The organism is Acinetobacter sp. 3657, from assembly GCF_031456775.1.
Taxonomy (GTDB): Bacteria; Pseudomonadota; Gammaproteobacteria; order Pseudomonadales; family Moraxellaceae; genus Acinetobacter.
In genome coordinates this window covers 201,084-225,502 of the sequence record NZ_JAVDVH010000004.1, presented here as the reverse complement: position 1 = coordinate 225,502, position 24,419 = coordinate 201,084, and the positions used below count along the sequence as shown (strand labels likewise).

Below are 24,419 nucleotides of genomic sequence, written 5' to 3'. Positions count from 1 at the left end.
GCAAGTTTTCGATAGAATCTGTTAAAATATTTACCATTAAATAAAAAGCTGCATATTTGTTATGCAGCTTTTTATATTTTTAATTGCGGAATTCGATTTATCCAAGTTTTAGATGTAACACGTATCAAGCTGGCATATAGATTGCTTTTAGCTTTGTATACCTTTTGGTTTAAATTCAAAAAATATTTGAAACACAAAGGTATAGATTTCATCTCCTACGATCCTAGATTTTAACAGGTGCTATTATGGCAATGCCTAATGCTTCGGCTGGTTTGTTAGAACGCTTATTCAAACTAAGTGAAAACAAAACCAACTTTAGAACAGAAGTTCTAGCAGGTGTAACTACATTTTTGACCATGTGTTACATCATTATTGTAAATCCAATGATTCTTTCTGAAACAGGAATGGATCATGGTGCCGTATTTGTTGCTACCTGTTTGGCTGCTGCAATTGGCTGTTTAGTGATGGGGTTGATTGCAAACTATCCAATTGCGCTCGCACCAGGTATGGGGTTGAATGCTTATTTTACCTATTCTGTTTGTTTAGGTATGGGCGTTCCTTGGGAAACTGCTTTAGCAGCGGTGTTTATTTCGGGGATCGTATTCTTAGCAATTAGCTTTATGAAGATTCGGGAAGCGATTGTGAACGCGATCCCGATGTCACTCAAGTTAGCGATTGGTGGCGGTATTGGTTTATTCCTTGCCTTAATCGCGCTAAAAAATGCAGGTATTATTGTTGATAATCCAGCAACTTTGGTGGCTTTAGGTGATATTAAACAACCCTCTGTATTGTTGGCTTTATTTGGCTTTTTAATGATTGTGGTATTACACCAGTTCAAAATTCGTGGTGCGATCATTATCAGTATTTTAGTGATCACTGCGATAGCCACTGCTTTGGGCCTAAATGAATTTAAAGGTGTTGTTGGTCAAGTTCCATCTCTAGCGCCGACATTCATGCAAATGGACTTTGAGGGCTTGTTTACTGCCAGCATGATCGGCGTTATTTTCGTATTTTTCATTGTCGATCTATTTGACAGTACGGGAACTTTGGTGGGGGTTTCTCATCGCGCTGGTTTATTGAAAGATGGTAAGTTACCGCGTCTGAAAAAGGCATTGTTTGCTGATTCGTCTGCGATTGTTGCAGGTGCTGCATTGGGGACATCTTCAACTACCCCTTATATCGAATCTGCTTCTGGCGTTGCTGCAGGTGGTCGTACAGGTTTAACGGCTGTCGTGGTTGCGGTATTATTTGTTGGATGTTTATTTCTAGCACCGCTTGCGCAATCTGTACCAGGTTTTGCGACCGCACCTGCATTGTTATTTATTGGCGTATTAATGATTCAGGGTATTACTCATATCGATTGGGATGATATTACTGAGGCTGTTCCAGCATTTTTAACCATCGTATTTATGCCATTTACCTATTCAATCGCGGATGGGATTGCAATGGGCTTTATTAGTTATGCGTTGGTGAAACTACTTACGGGCAAGGCGAAAACAGTACCTTATATGGTTTGGATTATCGCTGCGCTTTGGGTATTTAAGTTTGCGGTGTTTGGCGGTTAAGCTTAGTATTTTTTTACATTCTCTTTTTGAGCTGTTTTCATTGCAGCTCATCCTTCAAAGAGAATCATAAAAAAGGGGTGTACCCATTTTGGCCACACCCTTTTTTCTTTAGACGTGGAGTTAATATGAATCAAGTCGAGCTGATTCGTGCTTTACCCAAAGCCGAGTTGCATGTGCATATTGAAGGGACTTTTGAACCAGAACTGATGTTTGCAATTGCACAGCGTAATCAGATTCAGATTCCTTACCAATCTGTTGAAGAAGTGAAGCAAGCTTATAACTTCCATAATCTTCAATCTTTTCTAGATATTTATTATGCAGGCGCAAATGTGCTTGTGCATGAACAAGACTTTTATGATCTTGCTTGGGCATATTTTGAGAAATGTGCTGAAGATCGAGTCGTGCATACAGAAATGTTCTTCGATCCTCAAACACATACTGAGCGTGGTGTAGAGTTTGCGACTGTCATTGCAGGTTTGAAGCGTGCTTGTACTGATGCGAAAGCGAAGTTAGGGATTAGTTCACAGTTAATCATGTGTTTCTTGCGTCATTTAAGTGAAGAGAAAGCTTTTGAGACACTTGAGCAAGCATTGCCCTTCAAAGATGACATTATCGCAATTGGTCTAGATTCAAGTGAAGTCGGGCATCCGCCAGCAAAATTTGAGCGTGTATTCGCTAAAGCGCGTGAAGCAGGTTTCTTGATTGTTGCACATGCAGGTGAGGAAGGTCCGCCAGAATATATCTGGGAAGCTTTGGACTTGCTCAAAGTGAACCGTATTGATCATGGGGTGCGCTCTGAAGAAGACGAGCAACTCATGGCACGCTTAATTGCTGAGAAGATGCCTTTAACGGTTTGCCCACTCAGTAATTTAAAATTGTGTGTGGTCAATGATATGAAAGAACACAATATCCGCCGTTTATTGCAAAAGGGCGTACATGTGACCGTGAACTCGGATGATCCTTCGTATTTCGGTGGTTATATGAATGACAATTTCTTTGCCATTCAACAGGCTTTGGATTTAAGCCATGATGAATTAAAACAACTTGCCATCAACTCTTTTGAGGCTTCATTTATTTCTGATGAAGATAAGCAAAAGTGGATCAGTGAAGTAAAGAAAATCTAAGTTAAAAAAACCGCGTAAAGCGGTTTTTTTATGATCAAAATTTATTTCGGACGACGTATCATACTCAGTAATACATTATCTTTATCAATAAAATGATGTTTAATCGCTGCTAAGGCATGCCCAACAATCAGTAAGCCCGCAAACCAAGATATGTAAATATGTAAGGGTTTAACGATTGCCAGAAGATCTGGATTATCTTGTACTAAACGTGGTATTTCAAATAAATATAAAACTGGAGCTGGGTGTCCAGCGCTCCAACTAAACAAACAACCGGTAATCGGTAAAGCCAAAAGCATTAAGTAAAGTAAGAAATGTCCAACATGTGCCAGCGTTTTCATCGTCGGTGACATGGTGTTTGGTAATTGTGGGACGGGATGGGTGTAGCGCCAAAAAATACGAATGACAACTAAGAAGATAATTGTAGTTGCAATATTCTTATGCAGTGTAATCACGCTTCCTTTAAAACTACCATCAACGTCATAGCTGAGAAAATTACCGCTATAAAAACCGATAAGCCAAGCGATAATAAAAATAGTAGCCATGAGCCAATGCAAAACTTGTGCTGTGCGTGTGTAGTATTGTGCTGAGGTTGACATCGCAACATCCTAGCTGTGATATATGAGTGATTTGATTTTAAATATCGCTATTTATTCCGCATACAGTGTATCTGTAACAGAGCGTATTATGCTTGGAACGGTCAAGCTAAAATGGATAAAGTATAACTGTTATATTATGTAAAGATAACTTTGAGTCATATCATAAAGTTTGGCATTTAGGCACAATACGCCTGCCAAAAATTTAGATACAGGTTAAAATATGAAAAAGTTGGTATTGGTTATTGCTCCCGTTGTTTTAGCATTTGCAGGATGTGCTGCGACAGATACAAATAATACAGCGACGACTTCGCAGCAGCTTGGTGTGGTAGCACTCAAAGTTGCAGTAAATGCAAAATGTTTAAATGAAATCAATAATGTTGCAGCATGGAAGACAGCAACACGTTTTATGACCACAGAACAGCGTAATGACATTCAAACCAATGTTTGTGGCTGTGTCAGTGATAAAGCGCCAGAGAGTGTTACTACTTTTGAGTTGGCAACGGCTGCAATTGATCCATCAGCACGAGCAACGATTGTAAATAAAGTCGTTTCTGAAACTGTGAACGCATGTGTGAATGAAGCTTTGAAGCAAGCTAAATAATAGATCAGGCTGAGTCATCAGCCTTTTTGAGAGTTTAAATATGTTTGTTGCTGGTGTCGATGAAGCAGGGCGCGGACCTTTGGTAGGTTCTGTCGTTGCTGCTGCTGTGATTTTAGATCCGAATAACCCGATTGAGGGTTTAAATGACTCTAAAAAGTTGACTGAAAAAAAGCGTGAAAAGCTTTTTTTAGAGATTCAGGAAAAGGCGATTGCATGGTCGATCGCTGAAGCAAACCATCTTGAAATTGATGAGTTTAATATTTTACAAGCCACTTTTTTGGCGATGCGTCGAGCAGTTGAAACATTAGAGACGCAACCTATAAAAGTTATTGTGGATGGCAATCAAATTCCGAAAGGAATCACAATTCCATGTGAAGCCATCGTGGGTGGAGATGCCAGTCATGCTGAAATCAGCGCCGCAAGTATTTTAGCGAAAGTCACCCGTGATCGGCAAATGCATCTCTTAGATCAGCAATATCCTGATTATGGTTTTGCCAAGCATAAAGGCTATCCAACCAAAGCGCATTTTGAAGCAATTGCTGCACATGGTGTTATTGAGCAACATCGCCGTAGTTATGGACCTGTGAAAAAAGCCTTAGGTCTAGCATGAATTAAAAACATTGCGTTTAAAAAAATTAAAGCGACTCAGATGAGTCGCTTTAATTTTATGAGAAGATTTTTTCATATCAACGATTAAAATTATTATGTTGAGTGAAATCAGTAGCATTTTCTTCTTCATAAGAAGGATGTTGATAGTCTTGATCAAGATGTTGTAAATGCTCATGCATGGCACGTTCATGTTGGATACGTTGGTAAATTTCCTCACGATGCACAGAAACTTCTTTTGGAGCATTTACACCAATACGCACCTGATTGCCTTTTACGCCAAGCACAGTAACACTGACTTGATCCCCAATCATTAATGTTTCTCCGACACGACGGGTCAGAATCAGCATGTTTATCTCCTTGCTAAACGCTTAAAACTTGCGACAGGGAATTCATTATTTGAAAGCACAGCCTAATATACAGAAAATTCTAACAAAAATATGTAAAAAAATTTATTTCGTAAGTTTTGTGAGAACTTTCTTAAAAACCTCAAGGCTAATATAACAGAGCCACTATAAAAAAAACTATAGTGGCTCTGTTTTTTTTACTATTTACATGAAAGTAAATATGTTTAACTAGCTAATAATTAAGCACGTACACTGCTTTCGCCGTGTTCGCGGTCTAAACCAAAAGCTGTATGTAAACAACGAACTGCTAACTCAAGGTAGTTTTCTTCGATGATGACAGAAACTTTTATTTCTGATGTAGAAATCATGAGAATATTAATGCTTTCTTCAGCCAATGCTGTGAACATTTTGCTCGCAACGCCAGCGTGAGAGCGCATACCGACACCAACGATAGATACTTTAACAATATCATCACGTGTGACAACTTCACATCCTTCAATGCTACTTGCTGTTTGATCTAAAATCGCTTTTGCTTTCGCTAGATCATTACGGTTCACGGTAAACGTAAAATCAGTTGTTCCATCTTCTTCTACATTTTGGATAATCATATCCACTTCGATATTGGCATTACTGATCGGCGACAAGATTTTAGACGCAATACCTGGTTCGTCAGGAACACCCAAAATCGTTAATTTTGCTTCGTCACGGTTAAATGCAATACCTGCGATGATTGGTTGTTCCATATCGTCTTCTGCCTCAGTGGTAATTAGTGTGCCTACATTTTGTTTGAATTCTTCATCAAAAATACCATCATCATCATTGTCAAAACTCGATAATACACGCAATGGAACTTGATATTTACCTGCGAATTCAACAGAGCGAATTTGTAAAACTTTTGAGCCTAAAGATGCCATTTCCAGCATTTCTTCAAAAGAAATACGATCAATTTTCTTTGCTTTAGGTGCAACACGCGGGTCAGTGGTATAAACACCATCGACATCCGTGTAAATCTGACATTCATCTGCTTTTAATGCAGCAGCAAGCGCGACACCAGAAGTATCTGAACCACCGCGACCTAAGGTTGTGGTATTGCCTTTGGCATCGAAGCCTTGAAAGCCCGCAACAACCAATACACGACCAGCGTCTAAATCTTCGGTCATGATATCTGTGTCAATTGATTCGATACGTGCTTTAGTAAATGCGCTGTCAGTTTTAATACCAACTTGACGACCAGTATATGATTTAGCATCTACACCAATTGAATTTAGTGCCATAGCTAACATGGAAATCGTTACTTGTTCACCCGTTGACACCATTTGATCTAGTTCACGTGGGTCAGGGGTGCTGGTAATGGCCTTTGCAAGCGCAAGTAAGCGGTTAGTTTCACCACTCATTGCAGACACAACCACAACCACTTTGTGACCGTGATCATGCCAACGCTTGACACGACGAGCAACATTTAAAATGCGCTCAGGAGTACCCATCGAAGTACCGCCATATTTTTGAACGATTAAAGCCATAGTTATTCCATATAAGCCATGACCCTGAATGGCATCAGGGTCAGTTACACAAAAGTGAAGTTCTTATTGCTCAAGCCAAGCAGGCAGTGCTGCAATCACTTGATCAAACTTCTCGTTTAGTGGCGCGCCACCTTGTGCTAAGTCAGGTTTACCACCACCTTTACCACCCAGCTCTTGAGCTAAGTGTTTGATGATGTCACCTGCTTTTAGATGTGCAGCATGTTGTTTAGCGACAGAGGCGATTAAACTCACTTTATCACCATCAACGCCAGCTAAAATAATGACTGCATCTTCCAATTTTGATTTTACGCTGTCATGCAAATTGCGTAATGATTTTGCATCCAAGCCTTTTACCGTGGTAATCAGTGTTTGACGACCTGCAATTTCTTTCACTTGATCAAGCAAATCAGCGGCTTGGAAGCTTGCTAATTTTTGATTTAATTGCTCGATTTGCTTTTGCAAAGCTGAAGCAGTTTCAGCAATTGCTTCAACTTTTTCTACAGTTTGATCTTTTTGTGCTTTTAACAAGCTATTGATCGTTTGAATATCAGCATCTGCTTTCTGAATAACGTCAAGTGCTTGAGTACCAGTCACAGCTTCAATACGACGAATACCTGCTGCAACACCGCCTTCAGATGTGATTTTGAATAAACCAATATCACCTGTGCGCTTCACGTGGATACCACCACAAAGTTCGATTGAGAAATTCTTTTCATCAATCACAGAACCCATTGAAAGCACACGAACTTCGTCACCATACTTTTCACCAAAAAGCATCATTGCGCCTTTTGATTTGGCAGATTCAATATCCAGAAGTTCAGTGCTTACTGGTGTGTTGGCAATCACCTCAGCATTGACCAAACGCTCAATCTGTTGCAATTGTTCAAATGAAACAGGCTGATCATTGGCAAAGTCAAAACGTAAAATGTCGCTGGCAACCAGAGAACCTTTTTGCTGTACGTGTGAACCTAATATCTGACGTAAAGCAGCATGTAACAAGTGCGTTGCAGAGTGGTTACGCGCAGTCGCATCACGAATATCTGCTTTAACTGTTGCTTCAACATTCTGCGTTGCTTTGAGGCTACCCACAGTCACGATACCTTGATGTACAAATGCACCACCAGATTTCTTGGTATCTTGAACTTCGAAGATGCCCGTATCATTTCTGAAAATACCCGTGTCACCGATTTGACCGCCGCTTTCCGCATAGAAAGGGGTTTGGTTTAAAACGATCAGTGCTTCATCGCCTTCATTGATTTCATCAACTTGAACGCCATCTTTGTAGATTGCCACAATTTGACCTTGACCCTGAGTTGCATCATAGCCATCAAATTGTGTTTCACCTTCAACTTTAACAATGCTGTTATAGTCAACTGCGAATTTGCCAGCATCACGCGCACGTTGGCGTTGTGCTGCCATCTCTACTTCAAAACCTGCTTCATCAATCGTCAGGTCACGTTCACGCGCAATATCCGCAGTCAAGTCAGTCGGGAAACCATAGGTATCATAAAGTTTAAATACAGTTTCACCCGCAATCACATTACCTTTAAGTTGAACAAGTTCAGCTTCTAATAACTTCAAACCTTGCTCAAGTGTTTTCGCAAATTGTTCTTCTTCACGGATCAATGTCGCTTCGATCGCGTCTTTACGAGCAGCAAGTTCAGGATAAGCTTCGCCCATGGTTTCAATGAGCGGTTGCAACATTTTGTAGAAGAATGTACCCGTTGCGCCTAATTTGTTGCCGTGGCGGACTGCACGACGAATAATACGACGGAGTACATAACCACGACCTTCGTTTGAAGGATTTACACCATCAGCAATCAAGAAGCAGCAAGAACGAGCATGATCAGCTACGACTTTCAGTGAAGCAGGGTATTCAACTTTTGTCCCTTTCTCATTTGCTTCAGCTTCGATGGTCGAGGTATCGAAACCAATAATATCTGCAGCAGCTTTTAATAAGTGTTGGAACAGGTCAATTTCATAGTTTGAGTTGACGTGTTGTAGTACAGCCGAAATACGCTCCAAGCCCATACCTGTATCGACAGAAGGTGCCGGAAGAGGGTGTAATACGCCATCCGCAGTACGGTTAAACTGCATGAAAACGTTGTTCCAGATTTCAATAAAGCGGTCGCCGTCTTCTTCAGGTGAACCTGGTAAACCACCCCAGATATGATCGCCGTGATCATAGAAAATTTCTGAGCAAGGACCGCAAGGACCGGTATCACCCATTGTCCAGAAATTGTCAGAAGAATATTTTGCACCTTTATCGCCGATACGGATAATACGTTCAGCGTCTAGACCGATGTCTTTATTCCAGATATCAAAAGCTTCATCATCGGTATGATAAACCGTGACATATAAACGATCTTTAGATAGTCCTAACCATTGTTCACTGGTTAAAAACTCCCAAGCAAATCTCAGTGCATCACGTTTGAAGTAATCACCAAAAGAGAAGTTACCTAACATTTCAAAGAAAGTATGGTGACGTGCTGTATAACCGACATTATCAAGGTCGTTATGCTTACCGCCTGCGCGCACAACTTTTTGTGAAGACGCCGCACGCGTATAGCTACGTTTTTCTAAACCGAGGAAACAGTCTTTAAACTGATTCATCCCAGCATTGGTAAATAGCAAAGTTGGGTCGTTGGCGGGAACAAGTGAACTCGAAGCGACACGTGTATGCCCTTGCGATTCAAAGTAACGCAAAAATGCTTCACGGATTTCAGCGGATGTCATAAAACGAGTACTCACAACCAAGCGTCCATAATTTTGAAAGTGCTAAATTATAACGGAAATTACCTGTGCAACCAACGATTTTACAAGCAATATCATATAAAACTGTGATTAAGCTAAAAATCTATATTCAACAACGCTGTTCATGTTTTACCATAGACAAGTCTGATGACACTTTATACATAAAGTATTCACAGATATTGATACACAAAGATGATGTTTTTATGAATAAGGGTTCTACATGCAACGTATCGCGATTAATGGATTTGGCAGAATTGGTCGGAATGTATTACGTGCATGGTTTGAAAACCCTAAACAATTTCAATTTGAAATCGTTGCAATTAATGATATTGCAGATGTACAAACCTTAGTTCATTTATTTAAATATGACACCACACATGGACGATTTGCGGGTCAGGTCGAAATTCAGATTGAAAATGAACAGATTTTTCTAAATATTCAATCCAACCAACGTCAGCTAAAATTACAAGTCTTTAAACAGGCACAGCCAGAATTGCTGCCGTGGACAAATCTAGAAATAGATGTGGTGCTTGAGTGCACGGGTTTGTTCCGTTCCAGAGCGGATGCAACGCGTCACATAGAGGCGGGGGCAAAACGAGTCATTATTGGGGCTGCTCCATTTGATTCTGTGGACGCTGCAATTGTCTATGGCGTCAATCATGCCGAAGTTAAAGCCACCGACCAAATTATTTCCAGTGTGTCTTGTACCACTCAAGCGCTCGTGCCATTGGTCAAAATTATCGATGATGCATTTGGTATTGAAACGGCATTAATGACTGAAATCCATGCTGTGACCGCAGATCAATCAGTACTTGATCATGCACATCGGGATTTACGCCGTGCGCGTGCAGCGGGACAAAATATTATCCCAACAACTTCTAGTGCATTGGGCGCGCTCAAACGAGTCATGCCAAAGATGGAAAATCGAATCGATGGCTATTCGATCCGTGTACCGACGATTAATGTGGCAGCAATTGATTTAACCTTTGTTTCACATGCGCCGATTACTGTGCACAAAGTCAATGAAGTATTAAAAAAAGCAGCACAATTTGATTATGCACAGATTATGCAAGTCACGGATGAAGACCTTGTATCAAGTGACTTTAATCATTCACCATACTCCTTAATTGTTGATTTGACTCAGACAATAGTTGTCGGTCATCAAGCGAAAGTTTTTGCGTGGTATGATAATGAATGGGGCTATGCAAATCGTTTACTTGATTTATGTGAATCATTTGTGTGAATGATTTAGTTTAAATTATATAAATTAACTTGGGGATTTAAATGACATTCATATTGATGTGGGGATTTATTGCGCTTTTATTATTAGCGGTTATATTTTTATTCTGGTTTCAGTTTAAAAATAAACCAGAGCCAAATTGTGATGCTCAAATTTTACATGTAGAAGAAAAGGTTTTGCATTTAGAGCTACATCTTAAAAAGAGTTTAGAAATTATGCAGGACTTAGCTAAAAAAATGCATACTCAGCAAGAAGTGCTCGATAAAATGATCGCCAATGTTGCTGCACTGGAAAAGCAAAATGTTGAGTTGGTGAATGTTTTGGAAATGATGATTAAAACTGGAAATAAAAAATAAAGAAATTTTGTTGTTTGCTATATTTACGGCGCTGTCGGAAATACCAATGATCAAACAATCCATGTAGTCTTAGCTTCACCATTGCTATGGGACGTTGAGCTTAGTTTGGATTATGAGCGTAAACAGTTAGAGGAACTTAAAAACTCTAATTTTGATTTCGAAAGTGCGTTTCGTGAAGAACTTTTATTGAGTCAGAGTCATCGCGTAGCTATGTTAGAAAAAGGTTGTTTTGCGTTCAATACACAAGCGATTAAAGCGATTCAAAAATTAAATAAGGTGAATTGGAAACAAGGTGATAGTTCAGGTATTGGACAGTTCTTTGGACAGCGAACTTGGATTTTTGAGCCAGATCAATAACAATAATCTATTGAAAATATTGGTTAATTATATAGAATCTGTTTGTTTTTTAGAGAGTGGAATAAGCAGTTTTTATTCAAATTCTCAGGTGCATCGCATAAATCTTCATGCTACACTACGCTGAATCGGGCATTCACCCGATTTTTTTATGTGGCTGCTTTTTGTGTGGATGCTTCCACGGTGAACAGATTTTAGGTTTGAACATGACCATTTCAGAGACATGGTTGCTCCCTGACGGGGTAGCAGATGTATTACCCGAACAAGCGCAAGTGGTTGAAACTTTGCGCCGAGAAGCTTTAGATTTCCTCGCAGTTCGAGGTTATCAATTGGTCTATACGCCATTTATTGAACACATCGAATCGTTGTCCTCACTTTCCGAATCCAATCAAGATTTAGATTTAGTTACTTTCAAAGTGATTGATCAACTCTCTGGTCGTTTGCTTGGAATTCGTGCGGATATGACACCGCAAGTTGCGCGTATTGATGCACATGTACTTCCCGTTGAAGGTGTTGCACGTTATTGCTATGCAGGCACAGTGTTACATACAAAAGCACAGAACTTTAATGCAACGCGCACACCTTTACAGTTAGGTGCGGAGTTGTATGGTCATGACAGCATCGAAGCTGATGTTGAAATGATTGATGTGATGTTAGGTTTAATCGAACATGCGCATACCTTAGAAGGGGTTCATTTAGATTTAGGGCATGTTGGTTTATTCCGCAGCTTGGTCAAACGAGCAGGATTAAATAAAAATACCGAAAACCAACTGTCAGATTTATATCAACGTAAAGCATTGCCTGAGTTAGAGGAATTTACCCAAGACTTAGCAATGGGCGCTGATTTTTATGCATTAGGTCGTTATGCAAGTGATCTTGATGCATTACAAACGCATTTAAGCCAAGATATTTTGAATGATGTTGATTTTAGAAATGCATTTGATGCATTAAAAACAACATTTGCGCAAATTCAATCACAGTGGTCTAACCTAAATATTGGGATCGATGTGATTGAGTTGCGTAGTTATCACTATCATACAGGTTTAATGTATGCCATTTATGCACCTAATCGTGCTGCGCCACTTGCACAAGGTGGACGCTATGATGGCATCGGTGAACATTTTGGACGTGCACGTCCAGCAACAGGATTTAGTTGTGACCTATATGCTTTAGGCGCTACCCAGTTTGTGGAAATAGAAACTGTAGTCGCACCTAAAGGTTATGACCAAGATTTATTAAAAGCAATTGCGGATGCCCGAAGCCAAGGTCTACGTGTGGTGCAATTGTTAGGTAATGATGATTTAAGCTCGGTGCCTTATGCGACCCATCAGATGGTGTCTCAAAATGGGCAGTGGGTGATTGAAAAAATTTAATTGCTAAGCTCATAGCTTGGTTTCCAATTTTAACAGCATGATGTAATGAGGCTATTATGGGCAAAAATGTTGTGGTACTTGGTACCCAATGGGGCGACGAAGGCAAAGGTAAAATCGTCGACCTGCTCACAGATCAAGCGGCTGCGGTCGTACGCTATCAAGGTGGACACAACGCGGGTCATACGCTTGTGGTCGGTGGTAAGAAGACTGTATTACACCTCATTCCATCAGGTATCTTACGTGAAAACGTATTATGCTTAATTGGAAATGGTGTGGTTCTATCTCCTGAAGCATTAATCAAAGAAATGGCAATTTTGGAAGCAGAAGGCGTACCTGTTAAAGATCGTCTCCGTATTTCTCCAAACTGTCCATTAATTTTGCCAAACCACATTGCACTTGACCAAGCACGTGAGAAAAAGCGTGGAAATGCCAAAATTGGTACAACAGGTCGTGGTATCGGTCCAGCTTATGAAGATAAAGTTGCTCGCCGTGCTGTGCGTGTAGCAGATTTGATTCGTGGTGGTGCGTTACTTGAAGAAAAACTTCAGGAAATGCTAGAACTTCATAACTTCCAACTTTCTCAATTCTATGGCGTTGAAGAAGTGAAGTTTGAAGATGTACTTGCTCTTTGTAATGAATGGCGTGAAGTACTAGCTCCATTGGTCATCGACGTGACTAAAGTGTTGCATGATTACCGCAAAGAAGGTAAGGCGATCATGTTTGAGGGTGCACAAGGTTCATTACTTGACATCGATCATGGTACTTATCCATATGTAACCAGTTCAAATACAACTGCTGGTGGTGTGAGCTCTGGTTCAGGTATGGGACCACTTCATTTAGATTATGTATTAGGTATTACCAAAGCTTATACAACTCGTGTTGGTGCTGGTCCATTCCCAACTGAGTTGCACTATGATGCAGTGACAGATCAAGGTGATGCGATTGGCCGTCATTTAGGAACAGTAGGTCACGAGTTTGGCGCGTCTACTGGTCGTCAGCGTCGTTGTGGTTGGTTTGATGCTGAGATCTTGCGTCGTTCAGTTGAAGTAAACTCTTTATCTGGTATCTGCTTAACGAAGTTAGATGTTTTAGATGGTTTAGAAGAAATCAAAATCTGCGTGGGTTATGAAGATGTAGATTCTGGCTGTGCGGGTTCATCAGATGCGATTTCATTTGAAAGCCTAAAGCCAATCTACGAAACCATGCCAGGTTGGAGTGAGTCTACCGTTGGCTTGACTCAAATTGATCAACTGCCTGCAAATGCATTGGCTTATGTACGTCGTATTGAAACGTTAATTGGTTGCCCAATTGATATCGTTTCAACGGGCCCTGACCGCGCAGAAACAATCGTTTTACGTCATCCATTTTCAGCATAAGCTGAGTCGATGATAAAAAAGCTCTCAAATTTATTTTGAGAGCTTTTTTTATGGAAAACTTTTGAATAAGGGGGAGGTTGTATGACATTAAAATTAATTGCCGAAGATTTTATTCAGCCAGATAAAATTGAAATTGTTTTACCACTTTATCAAGAGCTTGTTGAGAAAACAAAAGCTGAATCTGGGTGTTTAGCTTATGATCTTTATCATGATATAAAGCAGAAAGGGCACTTCGTTTTTATTGAAGAATGGGTTGATCGAGCTGCTTTAGATCAGCATGTTCAATCAGAGCATTTTCAAAGACTTGTAGCTAAGATAGATCAATATCAAGTTCATGTGGGACGTTTTACGCATTTACATGGTTTTGAAACATTATTGCAAGAATAGTTTTTGTGTATTTAACATCTATTTTTAAAACCAGCGACAATAGATATCTTTCATCATGGTTTAGCCGCCTTGTATTTCTCCCAACGGGAGAAAAAAAGGGATGTATGTAAAAAGTTTAATAGCAAAAAATCAGCTTTTGAATCCCATCTTTGTTATTTCACAAGTAGAAAAATCCTCGTTATATTATTTTTACATTCAAAACAAAGAGGGTTTTAATAATGACTATGAAAACGATTCGCTACAATGGATATGAATTAGCATGCCGATGCTGAATTATATTCTAGTGATGAAATGGCACAAACCAATTCTGATCGCATGGGGGGAAAGAATTGGTTTGATTATTTTAATAGAACAAAAATCAGCTTATTTCTAAATAAAAAATTCTAAAAAGTTTGAGAGAACCAAGTGGTTCTCTTTTTTATTTATAATCCTGTTGAGCCATTGAGATACCCTATACCTGCCAGAGCACTATTGACTTTAGTATTGCTAAAAGTAACTTCATAATTGCTTGGGTTGTAGGATGTGTTTTGACATGGAGTATCTGTTGGATTGCAATAGATTGCTAATAAACTCGGAGATAAGGCAGGCTGATAATATAAACTTTCAACTTTATTATTTTGAATTGAAATAATTCCTGAGTCTTCAATAGTAGTTCCATCTCCCAAAAACAATTCGACTTTATTATGGTTTGTGAAGTCAAGTTGGTGGTAGTTACTTATTAGGTTTAAACCATCTTGATCCGATGGAGTAATTGACCATTGGAACTGGTGAGTTTGACTCGCTGGTAATTGAACTGTACTAGGTGCTTCAGTAAGAAACCCTTCAACAGAGCCCGCAAGGGTAATCGTATTGATCTGGCCATCTGCCCAAGATGATTTAGTTAACAATAGATTGTTAAAATCAAGCTTTGCTTGGCCCGTTTTCATATTGACTGAATTTACAATGTTAGCGCATGGATTGTTATTTTGTGAGCATTGAAATTCTTTTTTAAAAGTTATGCTTTGTCCACTTTTTTCAAATTCCATTAATTTGACTGAGTTTGGTGTGGCATTAATTAATGTATCATAATTCGCTTCTAAGCGATAAAGCGTATTTGCATCCATGTCAAAATCAAACTCTAATCGATAGCTTGTTTTGAATTGATCGTTTTCTTTATTAAAAATTTGAGTATAGCGATATACAGGAGTATCTACATTTGTCGATTGAGCAGAGGGTAGAGATGTATTTAAGAATTTTAAATCAGTTTTAACTTCACTCATTACTTTAGGAGAGGTGTAACTACTATCCGAACTTGTAGAGCTACCACCACAGGCAGATAAAAATGAAATCATAGTTACGAGACCAAGAAAAGTTATACATTTATCGGGGCTATGCATTTGAATTCTTCCAATAGAAATATTTTAATAAATTATCTGTGTTTGATTAATGATAATTTTTTCAATGCAATTATATAGAATGTTATGTGCATATGACCACTTATTTATTAATCTTCATTGATTTCCTTCACCGCATTATAAACAACCGCTGGTTCAATATTTAATAACTTTTTACCAAAACTTCTTAACCACCACACCAGTTGCGAGGTAAAAGGGACAGTGGCACAAACCACAACGATATTTTCCTCTAGAGGCTGAATGACCTGATCTTTGCTTAGCTGACTCTCATAGAAACTTTGAGCGGTACTTTCAGTCATGGTGAGTTTCAGTTCAACGAGCTCAGTTGCTTTACTATAATCAACCCGGAAACCCAGCGCACCAGAATCAATATAGCTATCAATATCGAAATTTACAGGATGTAGTGCGCGGCTATCTAATACTGTAGCTGCTTTAAAACGGTGCAAAGCAAAAGTTTGTACATCGGTTTTGTCATTCCGTGTACAGATCAAATAAATCACAGCACCTTTTTGGACCAAAGCTAAAGGATTAAGAATATAGCTCTTATCTTCACCTTGATTGATTCTTGCTCGATAAATGCACTCAATTTGCTTGTCTTGTAGTAGCCCTTCGTAAATTGCTTGTTGCGCGTGCTTATCCACCATAGGTGGAATTAATGGTTGATTGGCAGGGACAATACGAACGCGGTTGATCCATTGTCTAACGTTGTTTTGAGTGGAGAGACTACGTTTTGCCAGATCAAACCAAGGTGTCATCTCCTCAAGTAAGCTTGGTGGAAGCAAGTGACGTAAATGCTCTTCTACCATCATAAAAGTCACTGCTTGTGAGCTGGTCATATGTGGCAAGCTTTGGATAGGGGCATCTGAACGCCAGCGCCATCCTTGGGGTACGGTTTTATTGCTTTCAATCGGGAAGCGTTGTGCGATTTGATTTAAATCGCGTTGAATCGTACGAAGGCTGATTTCAATCCCTTCACGCTCTAAGATTTCTTGTAATTCACGGGTGCCCATCCATTTTCCTGTGGAGAGACGAGATAAAATTTGCCATTGGCGATAAAGGCTGTTTGAGGTTTCTTTTTCTTGTATGGATGACATAAGCTGGGTACGTAATTTAATGGTCTAAAGCAGACACAATAAAAAAACTATATCTATTTAGCAAGCCCATCATATTTAGATTACGTATTTACGACTGAAATGTACCCAAACTTGTTTAAATATTTTAAATCTGATCAAAAAAGAAGCTTTTTATATGAATGGCACTGAAATTGCTTATTTGATTTATGAATAAATAAACGATGAAGCGAGGTTTATATGTCAGAACAAGAACACAACCTAGATATCAGCACAGACTATTACGCTCCAGATCAAGTAGCGACAGTCTCGGTACATTCATCTACATTTACTCAACAGCTCAATGTCAAAAAAAATCTATTTGAGCAACTAAAGTCACAATTTTTTAATGAGATGTTAGACGATGAAAGTTTTAATGGTGAAGCATCAAGAAAAATTGAGCAATGGTTGAGCCTGCATAGTCTTGATGACTTAAAAGCACTCGGTGCTGAGGCAAAACAACATTTTTTATATCAAGGTATTACCTTTAATGTTTATGCCGATCAAGAAGGGGTAGAGCGAACCATTCCTTATGATTTGATCCCGCGTGTCATTGAAAAAAAACAGTGGGAAAAGATCGCAGCAGGATGTACGCAACGAGTCAAAGCGTTGAACTACTTTCTAGACGATATTTATCACGGACAAAATATTTTAAAAGAGGGTTTGATCCCTGCACAGCAAGTGATGACACATGAGGCTTTCCAACCGCATATGTTAAAGCATGCTTTAAAAGGTAAGGTTTATTCACAAATCAGTGGTATTGATATTGTTCGAGATGGTCGAGGCGATTTTTTTGTTCTTGAGGACAATTTAAGAACACCTTCTGGTGTGTCTTATATGATCGAGAGTCGTAAAATCAGTCAAAAGTTGATGCCAGATTTGTGCCTAAGTAATAATTTACAAGGGATCGAGCACTTTCCAAGCGTGTTACGAGAAATTTTAGAAGAAAATGCATATGTTGATCAGCCCTTAATCGTTGTTTTAACGCCGGGTCGGTTCAATTGTGCCTATTATGAACATGCTTTTTTAGCGCGTGAAATGGATGTTCCCTTGGTGACCAGTCGAGATTTATTTGTAGAGGATGATAAAGTTTATGTCAAAACGATTCGTGGCCGCCAACAAGTTGATGTGATTTATCGTCGGGTGGATGATGAGTTTTTAGATCCATTGGTTTTTAGACCCGATAGTTGTTTAGGTGTTGCTGGCCTTATGGCGGCATATTTACAACATAATGTGGTGATTGCCAATGCGCCGGGAACAGGTGTGGCAGATGACAAGTCTATCTATCCTTATGTGGATCAGATGATTCAATTCTATTTAGGTGAAACGCCAATTTTAAATAATGTTCCGACTTATCAATGCCGTGATGCTGAGCAGCTTGATTATGTGTTAAGCAATCTAGAGAAATTGGTGGTAAAAGAGGCGCAAGGTTCAGGCGGCTATGGCATGTTAATTGGTCCTCAGGCAAATGAACAACAAATTGAGGCATTCAGAGAAAAAATTATTGAAGCGCCGCATTTATATATTGCACAAACAACTTTAGCACTATCCGTTGCACCTACACTGACATCTGATGGTGTGGCAGAACGACATATTGATTTACGTCCCTTTGTACTAAGCTCACCTTATCGCACTGAAATCGTTCCTGGTGGTTTAACCCGTGTCGCTATGCAAGCAGGTTCGTTGGTTGTTAATTCTTCTCAAGGTGGAGGAATCAAAGATACATGGGTGGTTGAAACATTACCTTCTTAAAGGTCTTCCTAGCAGCGCTATAGTCTAAAACACAGAACTGTATTTTATCGGGATGTGTTCTAGCTGATTTTAAAATATATAAGGGAGGACATGTATGGTTTTACTTCGCTCAAATGCCCAACATATTTACTGGTTGGGTCGTTATTTATTTAGAATTGATCATGTTGTACGTCAGTTGCCATTAGCTAATGATCAGCAAGCAGCGGCATTTGCTCAAGCGCTTTATTTGCAGATTGATGATGCTGAAAGTTTAAATCAGTTTATGTTGGATCGAAAGCAGCCTTATTCATTGTTGAGTCAGCTTGAGATTGCGCGTGATAATATTCAGGAGTTAAGAGGGCTATTATCGGCTCAAGCTTATGCGGAACTCAATCATCTCATTAAAAATGCACCATCTGATGCTTTAGCAATTGGTGATATAGTGAAGCAATGTTGTGCAATTTTAGAAACAGAGCAAGAGGAAATTTGCTTATTCCTACATATTGGACAGAACGTAGAACGAATTGATACCTACTTCCGCTTTCAACATAATATTAATCATGTACTTAATACGGTCGAACCCATCATTGAACGGTTGTTTCATTTAGGTTGGGACGATTTAAAGCCGAGTTGGGAGATATTAAAAGATCAGCCTTATTTAAATCAGTTTTATGCATTTACTTATACGCTGGAAAATCAATTTGAGGTAAGCTCATGAAGCTAATGGTGAATCACCAAACTCATTATCGTTATACCGAGACTGCACGAAACAGTGTGCAGTCTATAAAAATGATGCCCCAAAGTTCTCAGCATCAAATTGTTGAGACTTGGCATGTGAGTGTGCCAGGACAATACACATGCAAGCGGGATGCTTTTAATAATTTATGGATTACAGCGACTCAACGTCATGATTATCGTTATTTAACAATTATGGCACAGGGGATTGTTGATTTATTGGATACTGAACTCGGTTGTTTTGAAAGTGATATTTCCCCAATGCTTTTTCAGCAGCGTACCGCAATAACTTGTTGTGATTTAGCCATGTCGGACTTTGCTCATTCAGTGGTTAAAGTTAAAGATCGTCAACATGTGATCCTTTTATCAGAGAAAATTTTACAGCAAATTTCTTATCAACCACAAAGTACATCAGTCACAACCTCTGCAATAGATGCATTTTATGCAGGTCAAGGTGTCTGCCAAGACCATGCACATGTATTGATTGCGATGTGTCGCGTACTACAATTACCTGCACGGTATGTTTCGGGATATTTATACGATCGAAATCAACCACACCTTGCCAGTCATGCATGGGCAGAGGTTTTTTTAGATAATCAATGGTATTGTTTCGATGTAAGTAATCAAATATTTACACCTCAGAATCATATCTACGTTGCAGTTGGACGTGATTATCTAGATGTTGCACCAATTCGTGGTGTGCGTGAACAAGGTGGCGTTGAAAGTATGATGTCTACTGTTCAGGTATTGGCTTGTTGAATGTAAAGAGAGAAAAATGACCTATTGTTGTGCATTAAGATTAGAACAAGGTTTAGTGTTGATTAGCGATACTCGAACCAATGCAGGGGTCGATCATATTTCTGTATTTCGTAAATTGCATACCTTTGGTGTCGAGGGCGAGCGTTTTATTGCACTGCAAACAGCAGGCAATTTGGCAACCACTCAAGCGGTCGTTGGGCACTTGCAAAATACTTTAACTTTAAACCAAGAGCCAAACCTGTATACGGTAAATACCATGTTTGAGGTTGCTGAACTGGTTGGTAAAACCTTGCGTCGTGTTTTAGAAGATATTACGAGCAATACACATGAGCAAATGAATTATTCATGCAGTATTTTGGTGAGTGGTCAAATTTTGGGTGAAGATATACAGCTCTATAATGTCTATCCTGAAGGTAATTTTATTCGCGCAACCACAGATACACCCTATTTTCAAATTGGTGAAAGCAAATATGGCAAACCCATTTTAGATCGCGCATTACACTATACGATGCCTTTAAGCGAAGGTTTACGCTGCTCATTAATTTCTTTTGACTCAACCTTACGTTCAAATGTTTCTGTTGGTTTGCCTTTAGATGCTTTGGTTTATCATAAGGATAGTTTTAAAAGCCCTGCTGCCAAGCGTATCAATGAAGAAGATCCTTATTTCACCCAGATCAGTAAACAGTGGTCTGAAACCTTGCGCCGTGGTTTGCAAGAGTTACCTGAACCAACAAATGATTATGGTTTATAAAGATCCGAAAGTACCAGTTCACCTTAATAAACATTTATTTTGTCTGGTATTTTTATCTTAAGACGCAAATTTTTTGTTTAGGATATGATCCAAGGACATAAATTGAGATTTAGATGTAATCAGGATCGCTAAGATCAGCATATATAGAAAATCGTGAATATAAAAAAACCAACTGAGCCAGCTGATGGAATCTAGATTGGGCGGAATCGTGTGAATTCCAACTGTATATAAAGCTGTTAAGCAGATCATAAATAATAAAATACTGCCGATTTGTGTAAATAATCCAATAATTAGCAAGAAGCCTGCTAGCATTTCCGTAGCTGAAACAAAGCTGCTCATCATCTCAGGAAATGGAATGCCTGCATCAATAATGGTTTCTAGCATAATTAATTTATTTTTCTCAACGAAAAGTTTATTGAAGCCCGTTGTGAAGAAGAAAATGCCGAGTGAAATTCGTGCTAGAAAGAGAACAAATTGCTGTAACGGCATTTTATAGAGTGGATTATCGTAAATAAATTTCAACATGCTTTTTTCGTTTAAATCGTCAAAATCGTATTAAAGATAAAACGAAAAAAGAGCACAAGGCGTATTTGGTTACGGGTTTTTCCGTCGAGATGGTCTTTGTGTTAAACGACACAGTAGTTCGTATCCAATAGTGCCATTGGCATCTGCAACATCATCGACTAAGCGATGCTTACCCCAAAGTTCAACTCGGGTGCCTATTTCTGCCTCAATGTCAGTTACATCGATTGCGAGCATATCCATACTGACACGCCCGACAACTGGAACAAGTTGTTGATTAATCGCAACGAAGTTTGGTTTTAGATAAGCACGCGGATATCCATCGCCATAACCAACAGAAACGATGGCAATTTTCATATTTTTTGTCGCAGTGAAACTAGAGCCATAGCCGACATGCTCACCTTGTTGAATATGATTTAATGCAATGATTTCCGCACTAAAGGTCATGACAGGTTTTAAATCAAGTTTATGAACATCTTGATCTGCAAAGGGGGTAGCACCATAAAGCATGATTCCCGGACGGACAAAATCGAAATGTAATTCAGGATATTTAAAGATAGCCGCAGAATTACAGCAAGAAGCCATGATCGGTTCACAAGCCTGTTTTACTTGTAGAAACTGATCTATTTGCTGTTCGTTTAAAGGATGGTCTGCATCTGCATTTGCAAAATGCATAGCTAAAACGCAGCTAAAGCCTTCAGCTTTTAAACGTTGAATGACAGCAATGATTTCTGTGATTTTGAAGCCTAAACGGTTCATACCACTATTTAATTTGACCCACACTTTTAAGCCGAGTGCGTTATACGCATTTTTATGTGCTATCAACCATTCAACTTGTTGAGCGTGATGAACCATACATTCAAGTTGATATTGAATCACATGCGTCATTTCATCTTCAGAAAAAACGCCTTCAATTAACGTAATGGGTTGAGTGTATCCAAGTTGCCTGATTTCAATTGCTTCTTCCAAGCAGGCGACACCAAAAGCATCTGTGCGATCTAAGGCGGCTAAGCAGTCTTTGATTCCATGTCCGTAAGCATTGGCTTTAACCATACTTACAATTTTTGAATGTGGAGCAAGTTGTTTGACACGGTTTAAATTATATTGCAGTGAGGAACTGTCAATATAAACTGTTGCTTGGCGCACCCTGATTTCTCCTTTGGGACGACTTGGAAAGTATATAAGCAGGTATTAAATTAAGTATTATTCATCGTTATCGTATTGAGCATAGAACTCAGGTGATAGATTGCTAAATCGAGTGTATTGACCCTCAAATGCTAAACGGACAGAACCAATCGGGCCATTACGCTGTTTCCCGATAATAATCTCAGCAGTACCTGCCTCTTTAGATTCTTTGTTATAGACTTCATCACGGTAAATAAACATGATTAAGTCAGCATCCTGCTCGATGGCACCAGATTCACGCAAGTCAGACATAACAGGGCGTTTGTTTGGTCGGTTCTCCAAACTACGGTTAAGCTGAGACAGTGCGATCACAGGACATTGCATTTCTTTTGCCAAGGCTTTCAGGCTTCGAGAAATTTCAGAAATCTCGCCGACACGGTTATCTCCCATGCCCGGGACTTTCATCAACTGTAAATAGTCGACCATGATACAGCCAATTTTGCCATCATGCATTTTAGCGATACGTCGTGCACGTGCTCTTAGTTCCGTTGGTGGCAAGGCAGAGGAGTCATCAATATACAATTGCATTTGTTGTAACTGCAAAATTGTACCTGTGACTTTTGTCCATTCATCTGCATCAAGATTACCTGATCGCAAGTGTCCTTGATGGACTTTCCCCATCGCGGAAATCAAACGCATAGCGATCGAGTCTGCTGGCATTTCCATAGAAAAAACCAGTGCAGGCAATCGATTATATTGTAAAACACTTTCAACCAAGTTCATGGCAAATGTGGTTTTACCCATAGATGGACGCGCTGCAACAATGATTAAATCTCCAGCTTGCATCCCTGAGGTTTTATTATCCAGTTCTAAGAAGCCTGTAGTTAAACCTGTGATACTTCCTTCTAATTTAGAAAGTTCATCGAGTTTCATGATTACATCGGCTGTCACTGAACTAATCGATTTAGGACCTGAATCTTTTTTATTATTGTTATGTTGTTCTGCCAATGAAAAGATTTGAGTTTCAGCAAGATCAAGGATTTCACTGACAGGACGACCTTTGGTATCGTAAGCATTTTGCAGAATATCTGTGCTTACTTTGATCATTGTACGTAGAGTCGAAAACTCTTTGATCTTGCTGGCATAGGTTTCAAGATTATAAAAACTTGAAGGCGAGTCTGCCATCAATTGCATTAAATATTCTTCACCACCAATTGCATCGAGTAGATTTTGTTTGAGCAACCAATCATTGACTAAAACGGCATCATAAGGCGAGTTTTCTTGTGCCAGTTTCTCAATCGCACGATAGATGTATTTATGGCGTGTTGCATAAAAATCATTTTCTTTGAGTAAGTCACTGACTTGTTCGAATGATTCAGCAACCGTCATCAATGCGGCTAATACCGCTTGCTCAATAGCAAGATTGTGGGGAGGGGTACGGAATTCCTTTAGTTGACCTGAGTCACTCATTTTACTCTCTGTCTTTGGAGGATTTTTTGTAAAATTGGCATTCGCCTGTGACATAACAAGACCTAATAAAAAGATGAAACAGTAACAACTGACTATCTTAATCCAAATGAATCACATCGAGGGAACTTAATTTGGAAAAATTGTTTAATTGATGAAAAAGTGAAGTTTAGATTCTAGAGTCGATTGGAAGCTCCCCATTGACACATCATGTCTAACAGAGGAATCAAGGAAAGTCCTCGCTCTGACAGGCTATATTCAACTTTAGGTGGAATTTGTGGATATTCATTACGAATAATAAGCTGATCTCTTTCCATTTCTTTCAAGGTAAGACTTAAAGTCTTGAATGAAATATTGCCAATCGAACGTTTTAACTCATTAAAGCGCATGATGGACTTATGTTGATAAAGCCAATACATAATAATCATTTTATATTTGCCACTGATCAGTGAAAGCGTATATCCAAAATCAGTTTGCTCTAAGTCGATATGTGGGGGTGCGCAAATTTCCATAATTTTCTTCTGACACTAACTTTTGGTATAGTATATAACCATAATTACCGTACTTCAATTATGTTCAGCATATTCTTATAATATATTTCTCGCTTATTAAAGAAAATATTTATGA

At 39.2% G+C, this 24,419-nt stretch carries 23 protein-coding genes and 1 pseudogene; 14 read left to right on the top strand and 10 right to left on the bottom strand.

The features are described 5' to 3' along the window. Positions 1-245: 245 nt before the first annotated feature. The gene (locus tag J2Y37_RS06925) at positions 246-1,565 is read left to right on the top strand and encodes an NCS2 family permease (protein WP_004670603.1); all 1,320 of its coding nucleotides are present in this window, start codon (positions 246-248) and stop codon (positions 1,563-1,565) included. A gap of 125 nt (positions 1,566-1,690) precedes the next feature. Continuing rightward, on the top strand, positions 1,691-2,689 hold the full coding sequence (locus tag J2Y37_RS06920) for an adenosine deaminase (RefSeq protein ID WP_349032326.1): 999 nt from the start codon (positions 1,691-1,693) through the stop codon (positions 2,687-2,689). Positions 2,690-2,730: 41 nt separating this feature from the next. Here the strand turns inward: J2Y37_RS06920 and J2Y37_RS06915 are convergent, their stop codons facing one another. Beyond that, complete coding sequence (locus J2Y37_RS06915) at positions 2,731-3,285, bottom strand: cytochrome b (protein WP_349032325.1); 555 nt, start codon at positions 3,283-3,285, stop codon at positions 2,731-2,733. Between the two features lie 220 nt (positions 3,286-3,505). Here J2Y37_RS06915 and J2Y37_RS06910 point away from each other — a divergent pair, with 220 nt between their 5' ends. Together J2Y37_RS06910 and rnhB are read left to right on the top strand one after the other, a co-directional pair. After that, entirely contained in the window at positions 3,506-3,886 is a 381-nt protein-coding gene (locus J2Y37_RS06910; RefSeq protein WP_349032324.1) for a hypothetical protein, read from the top strand. A 40-nt stretch (positions 3,887-3,926) separates the two neighbouring features. After that, positions 3,927-4,496, top strand: coding sequence for a ribonuclease HII (rnhB, locus tag J2Y37_RS06905; protein WP_005197556.1), 570 nt, complete (start codon positions 3,927-3,929; stop codon positions 4,494-4,496). Between the two features lie 181 nt (positions 4,497-4,677). Here the strand turns inward: rnhB and csrA are convergent. The 3 genes and pseudogenes from csrA to alaS form a co-directional block, all read right to left on the bottom strand. Next, positions 4,678-4,842 (bottom strand): annotated as a pseudogene (csrA, locus tag J2Y37_RS06900) (carbon storage regulator CsrA); the annotation flags it as partial. A gap of 236 nt (positions 4,843-5,078) precedes the next feature. Beyond that, positions 5,079-6,359: an aspartate kinase gene (locus J2Y37_RS06895; RefSeq protein WP_004670609.1), complete on the bottom strand. Its 1,281-nt coding sequence runs from the start codon at positions 6,357-6,359 to the stop codon at positions 5,079-5,081. Positions 6,360-6,422: 63 nt separating this feature from the next. Continuing rightward, complete coding sequence (gene alaS / locus J2Y37_RS06890) at positions 6,423-9,095, bottom strand: alanine--tRNA ligase (protein ID WP_349032358.1); 2,673 nt, start codon at positions 9,093-9,095, stop codon at positions 6,423-6,425. Positions 9,096-9,333: 238 nt separating this feature from the next. Here alaS and J2Y37_RS06885 point away from each other — a divergent pair, with 238 nt between their 5' ends. The 6 genes from J2Y37_RS06885 (at position 9,334) to J2Y37_RS06860 (ending at position 14,199) form a co-directional block, all read left to right on the top strand. Continuing rightward, positions 9,334-10,356, top strand: a complete 1,023-nt coding sequence (locus J2Y37_RS06885) for a type I glyceraldehyde-3-phosphate dehydrogenase (RefSeq protein ID WP_004670611.1) — start codon at positions 9,334-9,336, stop codon at positions 10,354-10,356. 56 nt (positions 10,357-10,412) lie between these two features. Next, positions 10,413-10,709, top strand: coding sequence for a hypothetical protein (locus tag J2Y37_RS06880; protein ID WP_349032323.1), 297 nt, complete (start codon positions 10,413-10,415; stop codon positions 10,707-10,709). A gap of 105 nt (positions 10,710-10,814) precedes the next feature. Further along, positions 10,815-11,066 (top strand): hypothetical protein, encoded by a 252-nt coding sequence (locus J2Y37_RS06875; protein ID WP_349032322.1) that lies wholly within the window; start codon positions 10,815-10,817, stop codon positions 11,064-11,066. A 203-nt stretch (positions 11,067-11,269) separates the two neighbouring features. Beyond that, entirely contained in the window at positions 11,270-12,436 is a 1,167-nt protein-coding gene (locus J2Y37_RS06870; RefSeq protein ID WP_349032321.1) for an ATP phosphoribosyltransferase regulatory subunit, read from the top strand. Positions 12,437-12,492: 56 nt separating this feature from the next. Next, entirely contained in the window at positions 12,493-13,812 is a 1,320-nt protein-coding gene (locus tag J2Y37_RS06865; RefSeq protein WP_241323166.1) for an adenylosuccinate synthase, read from the top strand. Positions 13,813-13,893: 81 nt separating this feature from the next. After that, positions 13,894-14,199 carry a putative quinol monooxygenase gene (locus J2Y37_RS06860; protein ID WP_349032320.1) on the top strand — a complete coding sequence of 102 codons (306 nt, stop codon included), beginning with the start codon at positions 13,894-13,896 and terminating at the stop codon, positions 14,197-14,199. Between the two features lie 422 nt (positions 14,200-14,621). Here J2Y37_RS06860 and J2Y37_RS06855 read toward each other — a convergent pair whose 3' ends face one another. Further along, positions 14,622-15,575 carry a hypothetical protein gene (locus J2Y37_RS06855; protein WP_349032319.1) on the bottom strand — a complete coding sequence of 318 codons (954 nt, stop codon included), beginning with the start codon at positions 15,573-15,575 and terminating at the stop codon, positions 14,622-14,624. Positions 15,576-15,682: 107 nt separating this feature from the next. Continuing rightward, complete coding sequence (locus J2Y37_RS06850; protein ID WP_349032318.1) at positions 15,683-16,687, bottom strand: WYL domain-containing protein; 1,005 nt, start codon at positions 16,685-16,687, stop codon at positions 15,683-15,685. Positions 16,688-16,903: 216 nt separating this feature from the next. On the opposite strand from J2Y37_RS06850, the gene J2Y37_RS06845 reads away from it, so the two are divergent. The 4 genes from J2Y37_RS06845 (at position 16,904) to J2Y37_RS06830 (ending at position 20,678) form a co-directional block, all read left to right on the top strand. After that, positions 16,904-18,454, top strand: coding sequence for a circularly permuted type 2 ATP-grasp protein (locus J2Y37_RS06845; RefSeq protein ID WP_349032317.1), 1,551 nt, complete (start codon positions 16,904-16,906; stop codon positions 18,452-18,454). A gap of 94 nt (positions 18,455-18,548) precedes the next feature. Next, positions 18,549-19,151, top strand: a complete 603-nt coding sequence (locus J2Y37_RS06840) for an alpha-E domain-containing protein (RefSeq protein ID WP_004670623.1) — start codon at positions 18,549-18,551, stop codon at positions 19,149-19,151. After that, entirely contained in the window at positions 19,148-19,927 is a 780-nt protein-coding gene (locus J2Y37_RS06835) for a transglutaminase family protein (protein WP_349032316.1), read from the top strand. The genes J2Y37_RS06840 and J2Y37_RS06835 overlap by 4 nt, the downstream gene beginning before the upstream one ends. A 16-nt stretch (positions 19,928-19,943) precedes the next feature. Beyond that, complete coding sequence (locus J2Y37_RS06830) at positions 19,944-20,678, top strand: proteasome-type protease (RefSeq protein WP_004670625.1); 735 nt, start codon at positions 19,944-19,946, stop codon at positions 20,676-20,678. A 57-nt stretch (positions 20,679-20,735) separates the two neighbouring features. Here the strand turns inward: J2Y37_RS06830 and J2Y37_RS06825 are convergent, their stop codons facing one another. The 4 genes from J2Y37_RS06825 to J2Y37_RS06810 form a co-directional block, all read right to left on the bottom strand. Further along, a complete protein-coding gene (locus J2Y37_RS06825) occupies positions 20,736-21,203 on the bottom strand; it encodes a DoxX family protein (RefSeq protein WP_349032315.1) in 468 nt (155 codons plus the stop codon). Between the two features lie 69 nt (positions 21,204-21,272). Beyond that, positions 21,273-22,346: an alanine racemase gene (gene alr / locus J2Y37_RS06820; protein ID WP_349032314.1), complete on the bottom strand. Its 1,074-nt coding sequence runs from the start codon at positions 22,344-22,346 to the stop codon at positions 21,273-21,275. A 57-nt stretch (positions 22,347-22,403) separates the two neighbouring features. Further along, the gene (dnaB, locus tag J2Y37_RS06815; RefSeq protein ID WP_004670628.1) at positions 22,404-23,849 is read right to left on the bottom strand and encodes a replicative DNA helicase; all 1,446 of its coding nucleotides are present in this window, start codon (positions 23,847-23,849) and stop codon (positions 22,404-22,406) included. A 119-nt stretch (positions 23,850-23,968) separates the two neighbouring features. Then, on the bottom strand, positions 23,969-24,304 hold the full coding sequence (locus J2Y37_RS06810; RefSeq protein WP_241323159.1) for a helix-turn-helix domain-containing protein: 336 nt from the start codon (positions 24,302-24,304) through the stop codon (positions 23,969-23,971). Positions 24,305-24,419 lie beyond the last annotated feature (115 nt).

Coding starts and splice junctions, on each gene's coding strand:
- J2Y37_RS06925 (WP_004670603.1), top strand. CDS start 246: ATGGCAATGCCTAATGCTTCGGCTGGTTTGTTAGAACGCTTATTCAAA.
- J2Y37_RS06920 (WP_349032326.1), top strand. CDS start 1,691: ATGAATCAAGTCGAGCTGATTCGTGCTTTACCCAAAGCCGAGTTGCAT.
- J2Y37_RS06915 (WP_349032325.1), bottom strand. CDS start 3,285: ATGTCAACCTCAGCACAATACTACACACGCACAGCACAAGTTTTGCAT.
- J2Y37_RS06910 (WP_349032324.1), top strand. CDS start 3,506: ATGAAAAAGTTGGTATTGGTTATTGCTCCCGTTGTTTTAGCATTTGCA.
- rnhB (WP_005197556.1), top strand. CDS start 3,927: ATGTTTGTTGCTGGTGTCGATGAAGCAGGGCGCGGACCTTTGGTAGGT.
- J2Y37_RS06895 (WP_004670609.1), bottom strand. CDS start 6,359: ATGGCTTTAATCGTTCAAAAATATGGCGGTACTTCGATGGGTACTCCT.
- alaS (WP_349032358.1), bottom strand. CDS start 9,095: ATGACATCCGCTGAAATCCGTGAAGCATTTTTGCGTTACTTTGAATCG.
- J2Y37_RS06885 (WP_004670611.1), top strand. CDS start 9,334: ATGCAACGTATCGCGATTAATGGATTTGGCAGAATTGGTCGGAATGTA.
- J2Y37_RS06880 (WP_349032323.1), top strand. CDS start 10,413: ATGTGGGGATTTATTGCGCTTTTATTATTAGCGGTTATATTTTTATTC.
- J2Y37_RS06870 (WP_349032321.1), top strand. CDS start 11,270: ATGACCATTTCAGAGACATGGTTGCTCCCTGACGGGGTAGCAGATGTA.
- J2Y37_RS06865 (WP_241323166.1), top strand. CDS start 12,493: ATGGGCAAAAATGTTGTGGTACTTGGTACCCAATGGGGCGACGAAGGC.
- J2Y37_RS06860 (WP_349032320.1), top strand. CDS start 13,894: ATGACATTAAAATTAATTGCCGAAGATTTTATTCAGCCAGATAAAATT.
- J2Y37_RS06855 (WP_349032319.1), bottom strand. CDS start 15,575: ATGCATAGCCCCGATAAATGTATAACTTTTCTTGGTCTCGTAACTATG.
- J2Y37_RS06850 (WP_349032318.1), bottom strand. CDS start 16,687: ATGTCATCCATACAAGAAAAAGAAACCTCAAACAGCCTTTATCGCCAA.
- J2Y37_RS06845 (WP_349032317.1), top strand. CDS start 16,904: ATGTCAGAACAAGAACACAACCTAGATATCAGCACAGACTATTACGCT.
- J2Y37_RS06840 (WP_004670623.1), top strand. CDS start 18,549: ATGGTTTTACTTCGCTCAAATGCCCAACATATTTACTGGTTGGGTCGT.
- J2Y37_RS06835 (WP_349032316.1), top strand. CDS start 19,148: ATGAAGCTAATGGTGAATCACCAAACTCATTATCGTTATACCGAGACT.
- J2Y37_RS06830 (WP_004670625.1), top strand. CDS start 19,944: ATGACCTATTGTTGTGCATTAAGATTAGAACAAGGTTTAGTGTTGATT.
- J2Y37_RS06825 (WP_349032315.1), bottom strand. CDS start 21,203: ATGTTGAAATTTATTTACGATAATCCACTCTATAAAATGCCGTTACAG.
- dnaB (WP_004670628.1), bottom strand. CDS start 23,849: ATGTCACAGGCGAATGCCAATTTTACAAAAAATCCTCCAAAGACAGAG.
- J2Y37_RS06810 (WP_241323159.1), bottom strand. CDS start 24,304: ATGGAAATTTGCGCACCCCCACATATCGACTTAGAGCAAACTGATTTT.